The organism is Rhodanobacteraceae bacterium (assembly GCA_016713135.1).
GTDB lineage: Bacteria > Pseudomonadota > Gammaproteobacteria > Xanthomonadales > SZUA-5 > JADKFD01.
In genome coordinates this window covers 165,337-180,390 of record JADJPR010000020.1, presented here as the reverse complement: position 1 = coordinate 180,390, position 15,054 = coordinate 165,337, and the positions used below count along the sequence as shown (strand labels likewise).

Sequence of the window (15,054 nt, the reverse complement as noted above, 5' to 3'; positions counted from 1 at the left end):
GCCAAGGCTCAGGCCCGCAGGATCTTCTCCATCGCGCGGCCCTTGGCCAATTCGTCCACCAGCTTGTCCAGCCAGCGGATCTGCTGCATCAACGGGTCCGCGATAGCCTCGACGCGCACGCCGCAGACCACGCCCTGGATCAGGGACGCGTTCGGATTCATCGCTGGCGCCTGCGCGAAGAAGGTGCGGAAGTCCTTGCCCGCGTCGATCTGCTCGCGCAAAGCCTCGGCGCTGTAGCCGGTGAGCCAGCAGATCACCTGGTCCACCTCAGCCTGGGTACGGCCCTTTTTCACCGCCTTCTGCACGTACAGCGGATAGACGCTGGCGAAGCGCATGGCGTAGATGCGGTGCGATGGCGACAAGGGCGGGCTCGCAGTGGGCGCTGGTGGAGTCTGCCTCAGGCGGGCGGGGACGCCGGCGCTTTCGGGAACAATTTTCGAGACGAAGGACGCAACAGGTGAATCAGCGCCCGCCCGGTGGCTCGCGGAACTCCGGCATCGGCCAGCGCTGGGTGTAGACCGGCGGGCGCCCAGGGTCGAGGTAGGCGGTGGCAACGATCTCGCCGCTCCGGTCATCGGCGCTCAGCACCAGTTGGCGCCCCATGCGCGGGTCGGGTTGCTCGAATACCAACGCGCCGCCGGCGGGGAACATCGGGGTGTTGGTCGCATTCATCTGCTCGCGGGACATCTCGCTGCTGTCGTCGGCGGGCGGCCATTCGGCCACGCCGATATCGGAGAACAGGAAGGAGACCAACTCGCTCGGACGGTCGCTGGTGCGCAGCGCGGGAAAGGCCGAGGCGCGCAGATGGCGCGGCCCGGTGAGGTGGCGCGCCACCCGCTCCAGCTGCAACAGCACCGGGTCTTCCCGCGCTGGATCAGGCGCCGAGCATCCGTCCAGCGCCAGCAGACCCGGCACACAGATCAGGGCAAACAGGAGTCGCCGCAGCGCGCGCATCGGCCAGCTCCGGAGGCGGACAGGCCACTATGCTAACGCCGCAAGCGCAGCGCCTGCACCCCGCGGTGCCCCGAGTGCCCGCGACCAGCGCGCGCCGTCTACCGGTCATGCAACAGCGCGCGCTCCAACCGCGACAGGCGCTCGCGCAGCTCGCGGTTCTCGTGCTCCAGCGTGGCCAGGCGCTCGTCCTGGGTGCCGCTGCGCTGTTCCAGCTTGGTGTTGAGGCCCTGGATCGCGGCGAGCGCCACGCCGTCGGCATCCACCGTGCTGATCGCGCGCTCGCTGCCGCCCAGGCCGAAAGCCGCATGGAAGTCCTCGGCGATCGGGCCCAGGTGGCGGCCCTCGGCGGGCGATGCGGTGTACTCCCAGCGCGAGAGCGGCAAGGCGAGCACGCCAGCCAGGATGGCGCTGCTGTCCACGGCCTCGAAGGCGCGCTTCAGTTGGCGACTGGATGCGTTGGTCCAGGTTCCGCCGGTAGACAGGTAGGCGCCGGTCGAGGTGGCGATGAAGCGGCCGGCGGGTATCGCGGGGACGCCCGACTGGCCAAGCCAGATGCCGCCCCCGGCGCGCACCAGAAACTGGTTCGGGCCGGTCGAGACCAGGTCCTGGTACTGGTTGTCGGCCCAGACGAAGGTGCCGTTGTCGCCCTCGGCGTTCGCGGCGACCGGGACGCCATTGCAGGCGAGTCCGGGAGCGCCGGAATTGGTGCCCGGGCGGACCTTCGCCTGGGTTCCGCCGGCCCAGGAGGCCACTCCTCCGGCGCAGTTGAATGCACCGCCGCCGACCACGGCGGCATAGGCAGTTGCCGAGTTGATGTCCCCGCCCGCGACCACCGCCGCGGAGCTGCTGGACGTGTTCTGGGATCCGGATCCGACGAATGCCCCCGCGCCGGGTGCGCGGTTGTTCGACCCGCCGCCGATCACCGCGCCCGAGCCGGTCGCCTGGTTGCCGAAGCCGCCGCCCACGACCGCCCACTGACCGGTGCTCACCAGGTTGTTCTGGCCGCCGCCGATGAAGCCATGGGCGAACTGGACCTGGTTGCTGTCGCCGCCGACCACTACCCCGGCGGTCGCACTGACCACATTGCTGCCGCCGCCGCCGACGGTGGCGCGTGAGGCGGTGGCGCTGTTGTCGATGCCGCCGGCGATGGTGGATTCCGAGCCGCTGGCGAGGTGCGAGAAGCCACCGCCGACGGCGCTGAAGGCACCACTCGCCACATTCACGTGGCCCCCGGCGACCGTCGCGAAGGCACGGTCTGCAACCGTGCCCCCGCCATCGCCGGCGCGATTGTTCATGCCGCCGCCAACGGTGCCGTAGAGATCGGTCACCAGGTTCGGGGCGTCGTTGTTGACGTCCGGGTCCGAGTTGGGCAGCACGCCGCCACCGGCGATGGTGGCCCCGCGCACGCCCGCTGTCACGCCATTGGCGCTGCTGCCGGCGATCATGTTGGCGGTGTTGGGCACCCCATTCAGGAGGACTGGCGACGGCTCCAGGCGCAGGCTGCGGGCATTGTGGGTGCGCAGGACCAGGGGCTGCGCATCGATGGTGCCGACGAACTGGGTCGCAGCATCAGTGCCGGCGTTGCCCAGCCGCGCCCAGGCATCGGCCGATCCGGGCGCGCCGGCCGGTCCGGCCGGTCCGGTCGGTCCTTGCGGTCCTTGCGGCCCTGCAGCACCGGTGGCGCCTGGCGCGCCCGCCGGTCCTGGCGGGCCGGCCGGTCCGCTGACGCAGGTGGCGCTGCCGTCCGCTGCCACCGCCGCGATGGCCGAGCCGGCAGGGCACGTACCTGCGATGCGTCGTTGCACCGAGCCCGGGTCGATGTCGGCAGCGCCCACGCTGCCATCGGCGATCTTCGCGCTGTCGACACTGTTGTCCGCGATGGTGGCGGCGAAGGCGGCGCTATCGGCCAGCTGCGCGTAGGGGGTGGCGCCGACCTTGGTGCGCGGGCCGAGCAGGGTGTAAGTGCCGCTGGAAGCGCCCGGGCGCACGCGTACTTCCAGGTAGCGATCCGGCCCGGTAAAGGCCAGTGGGCCAAAGTCCAGGGGCGTGGCGAACACCCCGTCCACCACCGGCACATCCTGCGCAGCCTGGATCAGTCCGATCTGCGCGCCGCCCATCAGGCTGTCGTACAGCGCGAACTCGAAGTCGTAGCTGCCCTGCGCCGGCTGGCTGCCGTCCTCAAGCAGACCCTGGTAGGTGAATTCGCTGTCCACTGCCCAGGCGGGCAAGGCCAGTGCAAGGAACAGGGCGGCAGCAAGAGCGCTGGTACGGCCATTCGCGAACATGGGGTCTCCGCTTATTCGAAGCCATCGGCATGCAGGGTGTCGGCCACGGGTGGCCGCGGTGTCTGGAATCCGCCGGTCAAGCGCAACCCGCCGCCAGTCAAGGTGCCGACGCCGGGTTCGCCGAGGGTGGCCGAGATCGCTGATCCGGCACCCAACGCGCGCCCGCCTGGTGCGATGACCTGCTTGCGCATGGCGTAGGGGCCGCCACTGGGCTGCGCCCAGGCCAGGCCGCCAAGGCTCAGTGCCCAGAGGCACAGCAGGACTCGATGGCGTTGCGACATGCGCCTTCCTCGCGGATCTCCAAGCTCGGGGAAACGCCCCCGCGAGAAGAAGTGCACAGAGCCGCGCCGCGCTCGCGCGTTGCCTTGAGCGCGACCGACGACGCTCAGCGGAACAGCTTCGCCGGCAGCCCCAACCGGCCGGCGGTCTCGCGCATGTGGGCGTGGGCGATGGCCACCGCCAGCGCATCGGCGGCGTCGGCCTGCAGTTGGCCCTGCAGGGTCAGCAGGATGCCGACCATGTACTGCACCTGGGTCTTGTCGGCGCCGCCGGCGCCCACCACCGCGTTCTTGATGTGGCGCGGCGCGTATTCGCTGACCGGCAGGCCGGCGTTGACGCAGGCGCAGATCGCCGCGCCGCGCGCCTGGCCGAGCTTCAGCGCGGACTGCGGGTTCTTCGACAGGAACACGGTCTCCACCGCCGCCTCGTCAGGTTTGAACTCCGCGATCACCGCGGTCACGCCGTCGAAGATGTCCTTCAGGCGCAAGGGGAAGTTCTCGTCGAAGGTCTGGACGATGCCGTGGTGGACGTGCTTCAGCTGCCCGCGAGTGCTCGTGATCAAGCCAATGCCCGTGCGGCGTGAGCCGGGATCGATGCCGAGGATTCGGGTGCTCATGCTGCCGCGATCCGGGCGCAGGCTGCAGGCCTGGCGCAGGGCGGCGGGGTCCAACGGCGAAACCAGGTGCGCGCGTTCATGGCGCCCAGTAGGCCACGATTGAGCGCGTCTGGGAATCGCCGCGCACCCTGCGACCGTCGGCGTGGGGTTCGATCAAGCCCAGCGCGCCGGCATCGATTAGGATCAGCGCCGGTCGCCGCCCGCGTTCCTGGCCGCGGCCCGAATTTCGAGGCGTCAACGGATGTCCGACGAGCAGTCTTCCAGTATCGAAAGCCGCGCGATGGCGCGCTTCACCAGCGCCTTCACGCACGCCTTCAGGAGCCGCCTGAATGCCGTCCTCGGCAGTCTGGAACTGCTTAGTCAGACCCAGCTGGATGCCAACCAGGGCCGTTTCGTCGACACCGCCGTGGATGAAGGTCGCGCCCTCCTGCAACTGGTCAATGACACCCTGGACCTGGCCCGTCTGGACGCCGGAGAGTTGCGCCTGACCACAGCACCCATCGACCGGTGGCCATCGCCGAGGGCGCCCTCGGGACCGTGGCGGCGCGATTGCATGCGCGCGGCGTGGCGGTCGCCAGCATCATCGATCCACAGACGCCGGTGGCGCTACGCGGAGACGGTTTCCGCCTGCGCCAGGTCCTGGTCAATTTGCTCGACAACGCCGGCAAGGCCACCGAGCGCGGCAGCGTGGTGCTCAGCGTGCGCCCGGCGCCCGGCGATACGCGCGGCGAGCGCCTGTGGTTCGAAGTGCGGGACAGCGGCCGTGGCGTGCCCGAGTCCATGCGCGATAACCTGTTCGCGCCGATCCTGCCGCAAGCCGCTCCGGGCGACCTGCGCATGTCCAGCCTGGGAATCGGGCTTGCCTTGTGTCGCCGGCTGGTCGAGCGCATGGGCGGGAGCATCCGCTACTCCCCGCGGCGCGGCGGCGGCAGCGTGTTCAGTTTCGACCTGCGCCTGCAGCGCGACAGCGAATTCGAAAGGCTCTGCGACCTGGTGGGCGAGGCGCGCGGGCGGCGGGTTTTGCTGGTGGATGGCAATGCGGCGCGTCGCGCCAGCTTCGGCGAGCAGTTGCAGAGCTGGGGCCTGGGTGTGCGCGTGGTCCCCGACGGTGGTGCAGGGGCGGACTTGCTCCAGCGCGGGGGCGAGTTCGACCTGCTGCTGGTCCACCAGGATGCGCCGATGGCGGCGGCGGTGCTGCGCGAGGCGGCGCGTGCGCGCTCGGCAGCGGTGCTGGTGCCGATCGGCATGCAGCCGCGGCTGGATCTGGCACCCGGCGCCGACGCGCTGCTCTGGCTGTCCTCGCCGATGCGTCGACGGACCATCATCGACGCCACGCTGGGCAAAGTGGTGCCCTCCATCGAGCGCCCGGAGGTGTCACTTGAGCCGGCCGCCGGCGAGCGCGCACGGGTACTCATCCTGGAAGACAGCGACGCCAACCAGATGGTCATGCTCGCGCGCCTGCAGCGCCTGGGATGCCAGTGCGATGCGGTGAGCATGGGGTCGGATGCGGTGCGCCTGGTCAGCCAGCGGCGCTACGGCCTGGTGCTTGCCGATCTCTCGCTGCCCGACATGAGCGGCCTGGAGGTGGCTGCAGCCATCCGCCAGATCGGCGGAGACGCCGGGCGCGTGCCGATCGTGGCGGTCACTGGCGACACGCATCCGCGCGATCGCGAGCGTTGCCTGGCCGCCGGCATGAACGACTACCTCAGCAAGCCGGTGGATCAGCAGGATCTGGTGCGGGTCATCGAACGCTTCGTGCCGCGTTCGCCGGAGGCCGGGCCGGTGTGGCAGCCGCAGGCGATCGAGCGCATGACCGTGGACTTGGGGCCCGAACTCGCCATCGATGTGCTGGCCGCGTTCGAGCGCGAGTTGGGCCAGCGGCTGGCGCGGATGGGTCCGGAGCTGCCGCTGGAAAAGGTCGGCCGGGAAGCGCACGCGATGAAGTCGGCTGCGGCCACCTTCGGCGCAGACCGCCTGTCGGAGGCGGCGCGCGAACTGGAGCAGGTGTGCGGACAGGGGCTTGCGGGCGATGGGCGCGCCCGCGCTGCCGCCGTCGTCGAGATGGGCCGCGCCGTGCAGGCTGCGGTCCAGCGTTGGCTGGAGCAGGCCCGGGGAGTCCGCGCATGAATGACCGTCTGCGATCGCTGCTGTCGCCAGCGACTGTCCTCATCGTCGAGGACAGCGACAGCCTGCGCGCGCTCTACCGGGCGTACCTGCGCGACCAGCCCTGGCAGACCTCGAGCGTGGGCAGCGCCGCCGATGCCATCGCGGCCATTTCCGAAGCGGCGCCTACCCTGGTCCTGCTCGATCTGCAGTTGCCGGACGCCAACGACCTGGAACTGCTCACGGCCTTGAGCGCACAGGCGCCGGACATCGTGGTGGTGGTAGCGACCGGACACGGCAGCGTGGATCTTGCGGTGGAGGCGATCCGCCTGGGGGCGATCGACTTCCTGGAAAAGCCGGTCAGCAAGGACCGACTGACCCAGACGCTGCGCAATGCCCTCGAACGCCTGATGCTGCAGCGGCAGGTCGACACTTTGATGGGCGCGGGCATCCGTGAGCGCTTCCATGGATTCATCGGCAAGAGCCTGGCCATGCAGGCGGTCTACCGCACCATTGCCGCCGCGGCGCCGAGCAAGGCCACGGTTTTCATTACCGGCGAGAGCGGCACCGGCAAGGAGGTGACTGCTCGCGCCATCCACGCGGAAAGTCCCCGCCGGGAGGGGCCCTTCGTCGCCTTGAATTGCGCCGCAATCCCGCGCGACCTCATCGAGAGCGAGCTTTTCGGCCACCAGAAGGGCGCCTTCACCGGTGCGCAGCAAGCGCGCGAGGGCGCAGCCGAGCAGGCGCATGGCGGCACCTTGTTCCTCGACGAAATTGGCGAGATGAATCTGGATTTGCAGAGCAAGCTGTTGCGTTTCCTGCAAACCGGTGTGGTCAAGCGCCTGGGCGCGAACCAGGAACGCCAGGTGGACGTCCGCTTCCTGTGCGCAACCAACCGGGATCCGTGGATGGAGGTCCAGGCCGGGCGTTTCCGCGAGGACCTGTACTTCCGCCTGCATGTGATCCCGCTGCATCTGCCGCCCCTGCGCGAGCGCGAGGATGATGTCCTCCTGCTTGCTGAAGAACTGCTGCAACGATTTGCACGCGAGGAAAGCAAACGCTTCAATGGATTCAGCCAGGACGCTCGCGGCGCGATGCTGCGCCATCCTTGGCTCGGCAATGTGCGCGAACTGGAGAATGTGATCCGGCATGCGGTGGTGCTCAATGCGAGTGGCGAGTTGGGGCCCGCGCAACTGCGCCTGGAAGCGCGCCAGTCGCCACGCCTCCCCCCCGCCGCCCAAGCCGTGCCAGCGCCTGGCAGCCCGGTGGCGCCCGCGGTGGCCCCGCAAGGCACCATCGAGCCGTTGGCCTCGATCGAGCGGCGCACCATCGAGCATGCGATCGCCGTGTGCAAAGGCAACATTCCGGAGGCCGCGCGCCGTCTGGAGGTGGCGCCGTCCACGATCTACCGCAAACTCGCGCAGTGGGGTGCCGGTTGAACTTGCCTACTCTGGCGCCACCACCAGCGTCAGAACGTCCTCGTAAACGCCGGCGGCACGCCTTTCCACATCGCCCAGTCGCACCTCCAGGTCCGCCCGGCCAGCGTCCGAATCGCCGTCGAGCAGCCAACGCCATTCCTTGCCGGACACGATCTGCCCGTCCACCAGCAGCGTGTAAGGAATGGCGTAACCGGGCCGGTCGCGCAGGCGCAGCTCGCCCCAGCGGCGGCTGATGCCGAGTTGTGCCCTGGCGTTGCCGCGGACACGGATTTCCGCGCGGCGCCCGGCACCGGAGCTGACCTCTCCGAAGTCCAGCAGCGCCTGGGCGCCCGCCAGCGGGAGTTGCATGCCGGCGGCCACCAACTCCACCTCCAGCACCGCCGGGACCGTCGCGCTGAGCCGTGTCTCGACTTCGACCAGGGGCTGCGGCAAAAGGTCATCCGCCGGGTAGAGGCGCCAGCGCAGACGCAGGCCGTGTTCGCCCGCGCGCAACGCTTGTCCTTGCGCAGACCATGCCACGACCGGCGCCAGGCGAAGTTCGGTGCGGTCGGTGGCGAGCCGCAGCAGCGGTTGCCCGGCACCTGGGGAAGTGCCGACCTGGGCCCCGTTGGGTGCGCTCAGGATCTCGACGCGCGACCGCGGATCGCTCGCTTCCACATCAACGCCGAGGGCCAGCGTGGGGCAGCCGTCGATCCCGTCCACCCGCAGGTCGATGCTCTCCTGGAGCATCCGGCCCTCGGCCAGGTCGACCGCCAGCCAGGCCGGGATCCGGTGACTGACGGGTACCTGCAGGGTAGCGCTGCATTCGGCCCGGGCAGCGCCGGCACCGGCGAAAATCAGGAGCAGCAGGGTGCGAACGATCATGGCGCAAGGTCTCCGAGTTCGACCAAGCCGCGCGCATCGGCGGGAATGACCAGCGTCTGCCGGCGCGTCGGGCGTGTGTGCAGGATCAAGGTCCAGGTGCCCGGGCGCAGCCCATGCGCGCGCAATTGGCCGCCGCGGCCGGCGAAGACCGGGAGCGCATCGCCGCCGTCCGCCGGAACCAACTCGCCGGCGATCAGTTCGAGCGGCTGCCCGGACGCATCCAGCAGACGGGCACTCAGGCTCAGGGTGGTGGCGCCGCCGGCGGGAATCAGCACGCCGCCTTTGTAGCCCGGCAGCACGACCGGGAACAGCGGGCCAGGGTCATGGCCGGTGGCCAGTTCCGGCAACGACAGTACCAGCGAACGCGCCTCGTACGGCCGCAGGTTCGGCACGACCGCCGGTCCGGGGCCGCGGCTGCTGGCGATGTAATCCTCGTCGACCGGATTGACGTACACCGTGCCCGCGGCTTCGGGGTCGGCCGGCACCACAATGCCGAACGCGCTGACCACGCGCTCGCTGATGCCGAAGTGGCCGTCCGCATAGACCAGGGCGCTGCGGACTGTCAGGCGCGTGTCGCGAACGCTCGGCCCCAGCGCTGGCATCGCCTGGGCCAGCGACAGATCCGCTCCGAAGCGCTCGTGGCGGAAGCTCCCGCTGGCATCGGCGGTGTCCCCGAAGTCGCTGGAGCTGCGCCCTGCGGCGGCACTGTAGCCGCCGCGCAGGCCGCCCCGGTTGAGTTGCCAGCGAGCGGATTGCAGCGAGTCCTGGCTGTCCGCGTCCCATTGCACGGACTGCGCGGCACGATCGAACAACAGCGACAGACTGGCGGTGTAGCGGGTCTCATGCGGCAAGCCAGGCGAACGCAGGTGCTCCGCACCGACGCGAAAGCTGAAATGTCGCCCCAGGCGGCCGCCCAGTTGTGCACTCACCAGGACATCCGTCTGCGCCCGATCGTCGCGGCCGGCGCGCAGGCCGAAGGCCACGCTGTAACGGTCGGAGAGGCTGCGCGCGGCACGCAGAAACCCTTGGGCACGGCGACCGCCCGCGGGTGCGTCGAGCAAGTCCAGGTAACCGGCCTGACGCAGCGTCAGCGCTCCCTCCAGCCGCCAGCCTGGGTGCGCGGCCATCGGGTCGCTGCCACGCCGGAAGCGAAACGCAGCCATGCAGCCGGGCGACAAGCCAGCCGAGCAATCCAGTTGGGTTCCAACCAACCAGCGGCCGAGCGCCTGGGTCACCCCGATCTCGGCGACATGGCGCCGTAACTCGGGCATCCCGGCGTAGGCATAGCTGACCGTCGTGCGCGGACTGAGCCCGCTGGCGTACTCGGCAGCGATGGTCCACGGGCGAGCGCTGTCCTCACCCAGGCCCAGGCCGATCGCCGGCTGGCCGAGCGCAATACCGAAGCGTGTGCGGCCCTGGTCCAGCAGCGACAGGTCGACAAAGGCTTCCAGTTGGCGCGTCTGGACGCGACCGGCGGCGTCCGTGATCCGAAGCTCGGCCGCATTGGCGCCGAAGGCGAGGGGGAAGTCGCGCACCGAGTAACGCCCGGCCGGTAGCTGGAAACGCTGCACGGGGCGCTGGTTCACCAGGACTCCACCGTCGCCGGCGCGTTCAGTTCCAGCGGGGTGTCCAGGTCCGGCGTGTAGCTCTGCGCCGGCGCCAGCTCGAAGGCGGTGGCGACCGACAAACCGCGCAGTCCAGGGATCGGAATGGCGCCGGCTTGAGTGTCCGGCAAGTCCCCCAGGCGCCAGCGACGGATTCCCTGGGTCTGGTCGACCACCAGTGAGCGCAGACCGGGGGCGCAACCGCCGCTGGCACACACACCGTCAAACTCTACGGTGGCTCCGCGCCAGCGCATGGCACCGTCCAGGCCCAGCGCATCGCTGCGCAGGTCTTGCGCGCCGCCGGTCTGCCAGCGTGAGGACGCGCTCAGGTTGAGGAAGCCGGACAGGCGCGCTTCGCCGGCCGTCGGCGGACGGGCCGGCGGCGTCGTGCGCACGGGAAGCGCTTGTTCGCGGCGCAGTTTGGCGGGCACTTCCGCCATCAGCTTGAGCGTAGACGCGTCGTAGCTCAGCCGGAGGCCACACTCGCCTGCGCGCTCGACGGGGTCTTCAGCTGGCGCGCCGAGGCAGGTTGCAGTCGCATCGTCCAGAAGTTCCTGCAGGCGCGATCGAAGCTGCGAGAGGTCCACTCCGATCAGTTGCTCGCCAGCGATCCTGATCGAGACCGTGTCGCGACTGTAGCCATCCACCAGCAGTTCCGCTTCCAGACTGCGCTCGGTCGCTGCCTTGTTGCCGAAGACCTGGCGAAACAGGTCCTCCTTGGACTGCGACCAGGCGCCCGTGGATGCCACGAGGGCCAGCAAACCCGGGATCAGGGGGCTTCGGATGGACATTCGCGAGCGTGCCGCTGCTCAGTCCTCTGCGGCCGGTTGCTTCAGTGCCACCGTGAGCGCGCCCGCGTCCAGCGTGGGCGACCAGGGCATCACCAGTTCCCGCCGCACGCCTGCAAGCACGTTCTTGCCGTGCACGGCCTCGCGCTGCTCTTCGGAATACGCCACCGGCTTGCCCCCCGCGCTCACCTCGATCATCGAAGCCTGCAGCACTGCGTGGGCGTTGCCGCGGTTGTCCACCCGGATGACCGCGACTTTCTGACCGTCGCGGACGTCGCTGGCGATCTCCGCGGTCAGCACAGCCGCCGGATCCGCCGGCCGCACGTAGAGCGCGGCGAGATACTTGACCATCAGCCGCAGGCCGCTGCGCTCGCCCTCATTGCCGAGGGTGATCGGCAACTGCTCGGCCATCAGGCGATAAGCCGTCTCGATGGTTGGCAGTTCGGTGCCGGTCCATTGCACGCGCACGCTCTGGGTCTCCCCGGGCTGCAGCACGATCTGGTCCGGGAACACCGCAAACGCCTCTGCTGCCGGCGTCAGTACATCCTCGCCGGAGGCGGCCATCGAGCGGGCGTGGACGCTGAGTTCAATGGCGACCGGCTGCGCGCCAGGGTTCTCGACCTTGAAGGTCTGCACCGCCAAACGACCGGGGCCGAACTCCGCCTCGATCGGCGTGAGCTTGAACGCGTGCACCGGCGCGATCACGAACATGAACATGGCCATCAACAGCCGCGACCACTTGTACATCTGAGTCTCCTGCAGGCCGGCGCGCCGGCCATTGCCATTTTGCGCTTCTGCCAAGCACCGGGCGCAGTGCGCGCCCGGTGCCGGTAGTCGATCTGATCAGAAAGGCGGCGATCAGGCGCCGGCGATGGTGACGGTGACGGTATCGCGGTATTCGCCGGCCGGCAGTTCGTCCTGCCCTTCGACATTCACGGTCAGCTCGTGCTGCACATTCCACTGCGGGTCCGGACGGGCGATCGAGGCATCGCTGGCCAGGCTGTGATCGCTGATCGAGTCGTAGTTGACGCGGTAGGGACTGGCAGCGCCCAGCGGGCCGACCATCTTGCCGCCTTCGCTGGAGGTGAAGCTGACCGAGTAGCCGTCGGCATCGTTGCAGGTTTCCGGGTCACCTGACCCACCGCGCGGTTGCTTTCGCCGGCGACGAGGTCGAGGTTGGTGCCGTAGTCGACCACGCCGATTTCGCAGATCGAGCCGACGGTGCCGCGGATGATGATCTGGCCGGAGGTGGGGCCGACCGCAGCGTTGGCTGCGCCGGCGGCGAGCAGGGAGGCGGCGAGGGCGGCGAGGGAGAGGTTCTTGAGGTTCATGGCAAAGCTCCTTGGGTTGGGATGGGTGGCACCGGCGAGTGCCGGCGGCGGTTTCCATGCTGCAGGGAGCGTGCCAACCTCACTTTCATGGATAAAGTATTGTTTTATATGGACTAAATGGATTTTGCAGGATTCGATTCCGCCGGCCGTGGCAGGCGACGAATCGCAGAATGCGAATGCAGATTTGCAGAATGCGAATCACGCAGGCTGCCCATGACGGCCCGCCGCTTCGTCTTCGTGGTCGCGGTGGCTGGCGCAAGTCCGGACCGGGCGTCGCGCTGGCGGCGCTGCTGATCCGCGCGCAGCGCCGCGGGGCGCGGACCGATATGATGGCCCGTCCAGACTCTGCGAGACCTTCCATGACCGAAGTCGCCGGCCAGCGTTTCCGCCTCTACACCACGCAAGATCTGGAAGCGGTGATCGCGCGGATGGCGCGACAGACCCTCGCGCTGCTGGATCCGGCCCAGCGCCCGGTGGTCGTCGGCGTGCTGCGCCGCGGCGCGCCGCTGGCGGACCGGCTGGTGGCGGCCATCGCGGCACTGAACCCGGGATTCGCGGTGGACCGGCTGGACCTGCTGGTCAAGCGCTATTCGGACGATCTCAAGCTGCTGCACCCGGAGACCCGGCTGGACAAGCCCACCGACGCGCCGACCATCAAGGACCGCCAGGTACTGGTGATCGACGACGTGCTCTACCAGGGCTATTCCTTCTTCCGTGTGTTCGAGTTCCTGCGCGAGGAGGGCGCGCGCACGATCCGCTCGGCCGCGCTGGCGGACCGCTGCTGCGCCCAGGTGCCGATCAGCGCGGATGTCGTCGGCGTGCGCCTGCAGATCGCGCCCGGCGACGTGGTCGAGTGCAGCGTGCCGCCCTACGAGGGCGAATTCGCCATCGACGTGCTGCGGCCGGATTGAGCGCATGCGCCGCGATTCCCTGACGCGCTGGGCGCTGGTCGCCGCCATCCTCGTCGCCGGCGGCTGTCGCACGCCGGCCGAGGTGCGGCCCTCGGCGGACGACTCCCCCTACCGCCTGCGCATCCTGCACATCAACGATCACCACAGCCGGCTGGACCCCGATCCCGGCCAGCAGCTGCGGCTGGACGGCGCGCCCACCGATGTCAGCCTGGGCGGATTCCCGCGGCAGGTCACCGCCTTCCGCGAACTCGCCGCGGAGGCGCCCAACGTGTTGCGCCTGCATTCGGGCGACGCGATGAGCGGCGATCTCTACCACACCCTGTTCAATGGCGAGGCCGATGCCGATCTGATGAACCAGGTGTGCTTCGATGCCTTCGTCCCCGGCAACCACGAGTTCGACCGCGGCGACGACGGGCTCAAGGCCTTCCTCGACTATCTCAGCAAGCGCCTGTGGACCTGCGACACGCCCGCCGTCGTGGCCAATGTGCTGCCCACGGTGGGCGACTCGCCGCTGCGCCAGTTCGCGGAGGCCGGCTACCTGCGCCCGCAAGTCGTGGTCGAGCGCGGCGGGCGGCGCATCGGCATTGTCGGCCTGGTTGCAGCGAAGGAAACCCGTGCCTCGTCGAACCCGCTCGCCAGCACCGCCTTCGAAGACGAGGCGGCGAGCGCGCAGCGTCAGATCGATGCGCTGCGCGGCGAGGGCGTCGACATCGTGGTGGTGCTGAGCCACATCGGCTACGCGCCGGACCGCGCGCTGGCGGGCCAGTTGTCGGGCGTCGACCTGATCGTCGGCGGGCACTCGCATTCGCCGCTGGGCGAGGGGCTGAAGGCGCTGGGCATCAACAGCGACGGCCCGTATCCCACCGAGGCGCGCAACCGCGACGGCGAGCGCGTGTGCATCGTCCAGGCCTGGCAGTACGGCTGGGCGCTCGGCGCGCTGGACGCCGATTTCGACCGCGACGGGCGCGTGCTGGCCTGTGGCGGGCGGCCCTACCTGATGCTTGGCGATGACTGGCGTCGCGGCGGCCAGCCGGTGGATGCGACCACCCGCGCGCGCATCGAGGCCGAAGTGGAACGCATTCCGGAGCTACGGCGTTTCGCGCCGGATCCGGCGGCCGGCGAGGTGCTGGCCTGGTACGCGCAGCGCAAGCAGGCCCAGTCCAGCCGCGTGATCGCGCAGGCGCCCAAGGGCCTGTGCCTGCGGCGCGCGCCGGCCCCGTTCGACCGCGGCCGCGACGGTCGCCCCGGCTGCGCCGAGGCCACCGATGCGCAGGGCGGCGAGGTGCAGGCGCTGGTCGCCAGCGCGATGCTCGAGGCGGCGAAGGATTACGGCGGCGCCGACATCTCGCTGCAGAACGGCGGCGGCACCCGCAGCAGCATCGCAGCGGGCGACTTCACGGTCGGCGATGCCTTCAACATCCTGCCCTTCCGCAACACCCTGGTGATCCTCGATCTCAGCGGCGCCGAACTGCTGGCCGCGCTGAACGCCGCCGCCGATTTCATGGCCGAGGCGCCCGAGACGCGCACCGGCACTTACCCCTACGCCGCCGGCCTGCGCTGGAAGATCGACCTGTCAGCGTCGGCCGGGCAGCGCGTGCAGGGGCTGGAGCGCTGGCAGGACGGGCAGGCAACGCCACTGCTGCCGGACGCGCGCTACCGCGTCGCCGTCAGCGACTACCTCGCCAGCGGTCGCGATGGTTACGCGCCGCTCGGCCAGGCCCCCGCCGAGCGCCGCGCCGACACCGCGCGCGACATGGCCCAGGCGCTGGTCGATTACGTCAGCGCCCGGGGCACCATCGTGGCCCCGGCGAAGGCCGATCGCAGCACCCAGGGGTTCGTTCGCTGAACCAGCCGGTTAAACGCGGAGACGCGGAGAGCGC

14 protein-coding genes and 1 pseudogene are annotated in these 15,054 nt (G+C 69.8%); 5 read left to right on the top strand and 10 right to left on the bottom strand.

Annotated features, from left to right (window positions below; genetic code table 11):
* Nucleotides 1-8 precede the first annotated feature (8 nt).
* From IPK27_15650 to ruvC, 5 genes are all read right to left on the bottom strand, one after another.
* A complete protein-coding gene (locus IPK27_15650; GenBank protein ID MBK8068996.1) occupies nt 9-335 on the bottom strand; it encodes a DUF2200 domain-containing protein in 327 nt (108 codons plus the stop codon).
* Nucleotides 336-462: 127 nt separating this feature from the next.
* Nucleotides 463-954 (bottom strand): hypothetical protein, encoded by a 492-nt coding sequence (locus IPK27_15645; protein MBK8068995.1) that lies wholly within the window; start codon nt 952-954, stop codon nt 463-465.
* 98 nt (nt 955-1,052) lie between these two features.
* A complete protein-coding gene (locus tag IPK27_15640; GenBank protein MBK8068994.1) occupies nt 1,053-3,239 on the bottom strand; it encodes a hypothetical protein in 2,187 nt (728 codons plus the stop codon).
* 11 nt (nt 3,240-3,250) lie between these two features.
* Entirely contained in the window at nt 3,251-3,520 is a 270-nt protein-coding gene (locus IPK27_15635; GenBank protein MBK8068993.1) for a hypothetical protein, read from the bottom strand.
* A gap of 104 nt (nt 3,521-3,624) precedes the next feature.
* Complete coding sequence (gene ruvC / locus IPK27_15630; GenBank protein ID MBK8068992.1) at nt 3,625-4,134, bottom strand: crossover junction endodeoxyribonuclease RuvC; 510 nt, start codon at nt 4,132-4,134, stop codon at nt 3,625-3,627.
* Nucleotides 4,135-4,375: 241 nt separating this feature from the next.
* On the opposite strand from ruvC, the pseudogene IPK27_15625 reads away from it, so the two are divergent.
* The 3 genes and pseudogenes from IPK27_15625 (at nt 4,376) to IPK27_15615 (ending at nt 7,676) form a co-directional block, all read left to right on the top strand.
* Nucleotides 4,376-4,609 (top strand): annotated as a pseudogene (locus IPK27_15625) (hypothetical protein).
* 32 nt (nt 4,610-4,641) lie between these two features.
* The gene (locus IPK27_15620) at nt 4,642-6,261 is read left to right on the top strand and encodes a response regulator (protein MBK8068991.1); all 1,620 of its coding nucleotides are present in this window, start codon (nt 4,642-4,644) and stop codon (nt 6,259-6,261) included.
* Nucleotides 6,258-7,676, top strand: coding sequence for a sigma-54-dependent Fis family transcriptional regulator (locus IPK27_15615; GenBank protein ID MBK8068990.1), 1,419 nt, complete (start codon nt 6,258-6,260; stop codon nt 7,674-7,676). The genes IPK27_15620 and IPK27_15615 overlap by 4 nt, the downstream gene beginning before the upstream one ends.
* 6 nt (nt 7,677-7,682) lie before the next feature.
* On the opposite strand, the gene IPK27_15610 is transcribed toward IPK27_15615, so the two are convergent.
* From IPK27_15610 to IPK27_15590, 5 genes are all read right to left on the bottom strand, one after another.
* Complete coding sequence (locus IPK27_15610; protein MBK8068989.1) at nt 7,683-8,540, bottom strand: hypothetical protein; 858 nt, start codon at nt 8,538-8,540, stop codon at nt 7,683-7,685.
* Nucleotides 8,537-10,126 (bottom strand): hypothetical protein, encoded by a 1,590-nt coding sequence (locus IPK27_15605; GenBank protein ID MBK8068988.1) that lies wholly within the window; start codon nt 10,124-10,126, stop codon nt 8,537-8,539. The genes IPK27_15610 and IPK27_15605 overlap by 4 nt, the downstream gene beginning before the upstream one ends.
* Nucleotides 10,123-10,935, bottom strand: a complete 813-nt coding sequence (locus tag IPK27_15600; GenBank protein ID MBK8068987.1) for a hypothetical protein — start codon at nt 10,933-10,935, stop codon at nt 10,123-10,125. Before IPK27_15600 ends, IPK27_15605 begins: the two co-directional genes overlap by 4 nt.
* 18 nt (nt 10,936-10,953) lie before the next feature.
* A complete protein-coding gene (locus IPK27_15595; GenBank protein ID MBK8068986.1) occupies nt 10,954-11,679 on the bottom strand; it encodes a molecular chaperone in 726 nt (241 codons plus the stop codon).
* A 111-nt stretch (nt 11,680-11,790) separates the two neighbouring features.
* Nucleotides 11,791-11,997 (bottom strand): hypothetical protein, encoded by a 207-nt coding sequence (locus IPK27_15590; protein MBK8068985.1) that lies wholly within the window; start codon nt 11,995-11,997, stop codon nt 11,791-11,793.
* Between the two features lie 625 nt (nt 11,998-12,622).
* On the opposite strand from IPK27_15590, the gene IPK27_15585 reads away from it, so the two are divergent.
* Both IPK27_15585 and IPK27_15580 read left to right on the top strand, forming a co-directional pair.
* Nucleotides 12,623-13,174, top strand: coding sequence for a phosphoribosyltransferase (locus IPK27_15585; GenBank protein ID MBK8068984.1), 552 nt, complete (start codon nt 12,623-12,625; stop codon nt 13,172-13,174).
* Nucleotides 13,175-13,178: 4 nt separating this feature from the next.
* Nucleotides 13,179-15,020 (top strand): 5'-nucleotidase C-terminal domain-containing protein, encoded by a 1,842-nt coding sequence (locus IPK27_15580; GenBank protein ID MBK8068983.1) that lies wholly within the window; start codon nt 13,179-13,181, stop codon nt 15,018-15,020.
* Nucleotides 15,021-15,054: the final 34 nt, after the last annotated feature.

Coding starts and splice junctions, on each gene's coding strand:
- IPK27_15650 (MBK8068996.1), bottom strand. CDS start 335: ATGCGCTTCGCCAGCGTCTATCCGCTGTACGTGCAGAAGGCGGTGAAA.
- IPK27_15645 (MBK8068995.1), bottom strand. CDS start 954: ATGCGCGCGCTGCGGCGACTCCTGTTTGCCCTGATCTGTGTGCCGGGT.
- IPK27_15640 (MBK8068994.1), bottom strand. CDS start 3,239: ATGTTCGCGAATGGCCGTACCAGCGCTCTTGCTGCCGCCCTGTTCCTT.
- IPK27_15635 (MBK8068993.1), bottom strand. CDS start 3,520: ATGTCGCAACGCCATCGAGTCCTGCTGTGCCTCTGGGCACTGAGCCTT.
- ruvC (MBK8068992.1), bottom strand. CDS start 4,134: ATGAGCACCCGAATCCTCGGCATCGATCCCGGCTCACGCCGCACGGGC.
- IPK27_15615 (MBK8068990.1), top strand. CDS start 6,258: ATGAATGACCGTCTGCGATCGCTGCTGTCGCCAGCGACTGTCCTCATC.
- IPK27_15610 (MBK8068989.1), bottom strand. CDS start 8,540: ATGATCGTTCGCACCCTGCTGCTCCTGATTTTCGCCGGTGCCGGCGCT.
- IPK27_15600 (MBK8068987.1), bottom strand. CDS start 10,935: ATGTCCATCCGAAGCCCCCTGATCCCGGGTTTGCTGGCCCTCGTGGCA.
- IPK27_15595 (MBK8068986.1), bottom strand. CDS start 11,679: ATGTACAAGTGGTCGCGGCTGTTGATGGCCATGTTCATGTTCGTGATC.
- IPK27_15590 (MBK8068985.1), bottom strand. CDS start 11,997: ATGGTCGGCCCGCTGGGCGCTGCCAGTCCCTACCGCGTCAACTACGAC.
- IPK27_15585 (MBK8068984.1), top strand. CDS start 12,623: ATGACCGAAGTCGCCGGCCAGCGTTTCCGCCTCTACACCACGCAAGAT.
- IPK27_15580 (MBK8068983.1), top strand. CDS start 13,179: ATGCGCCGCGATTCCCTGACGCGCTGGGCGCTGGTCGCCGCCATCCTC.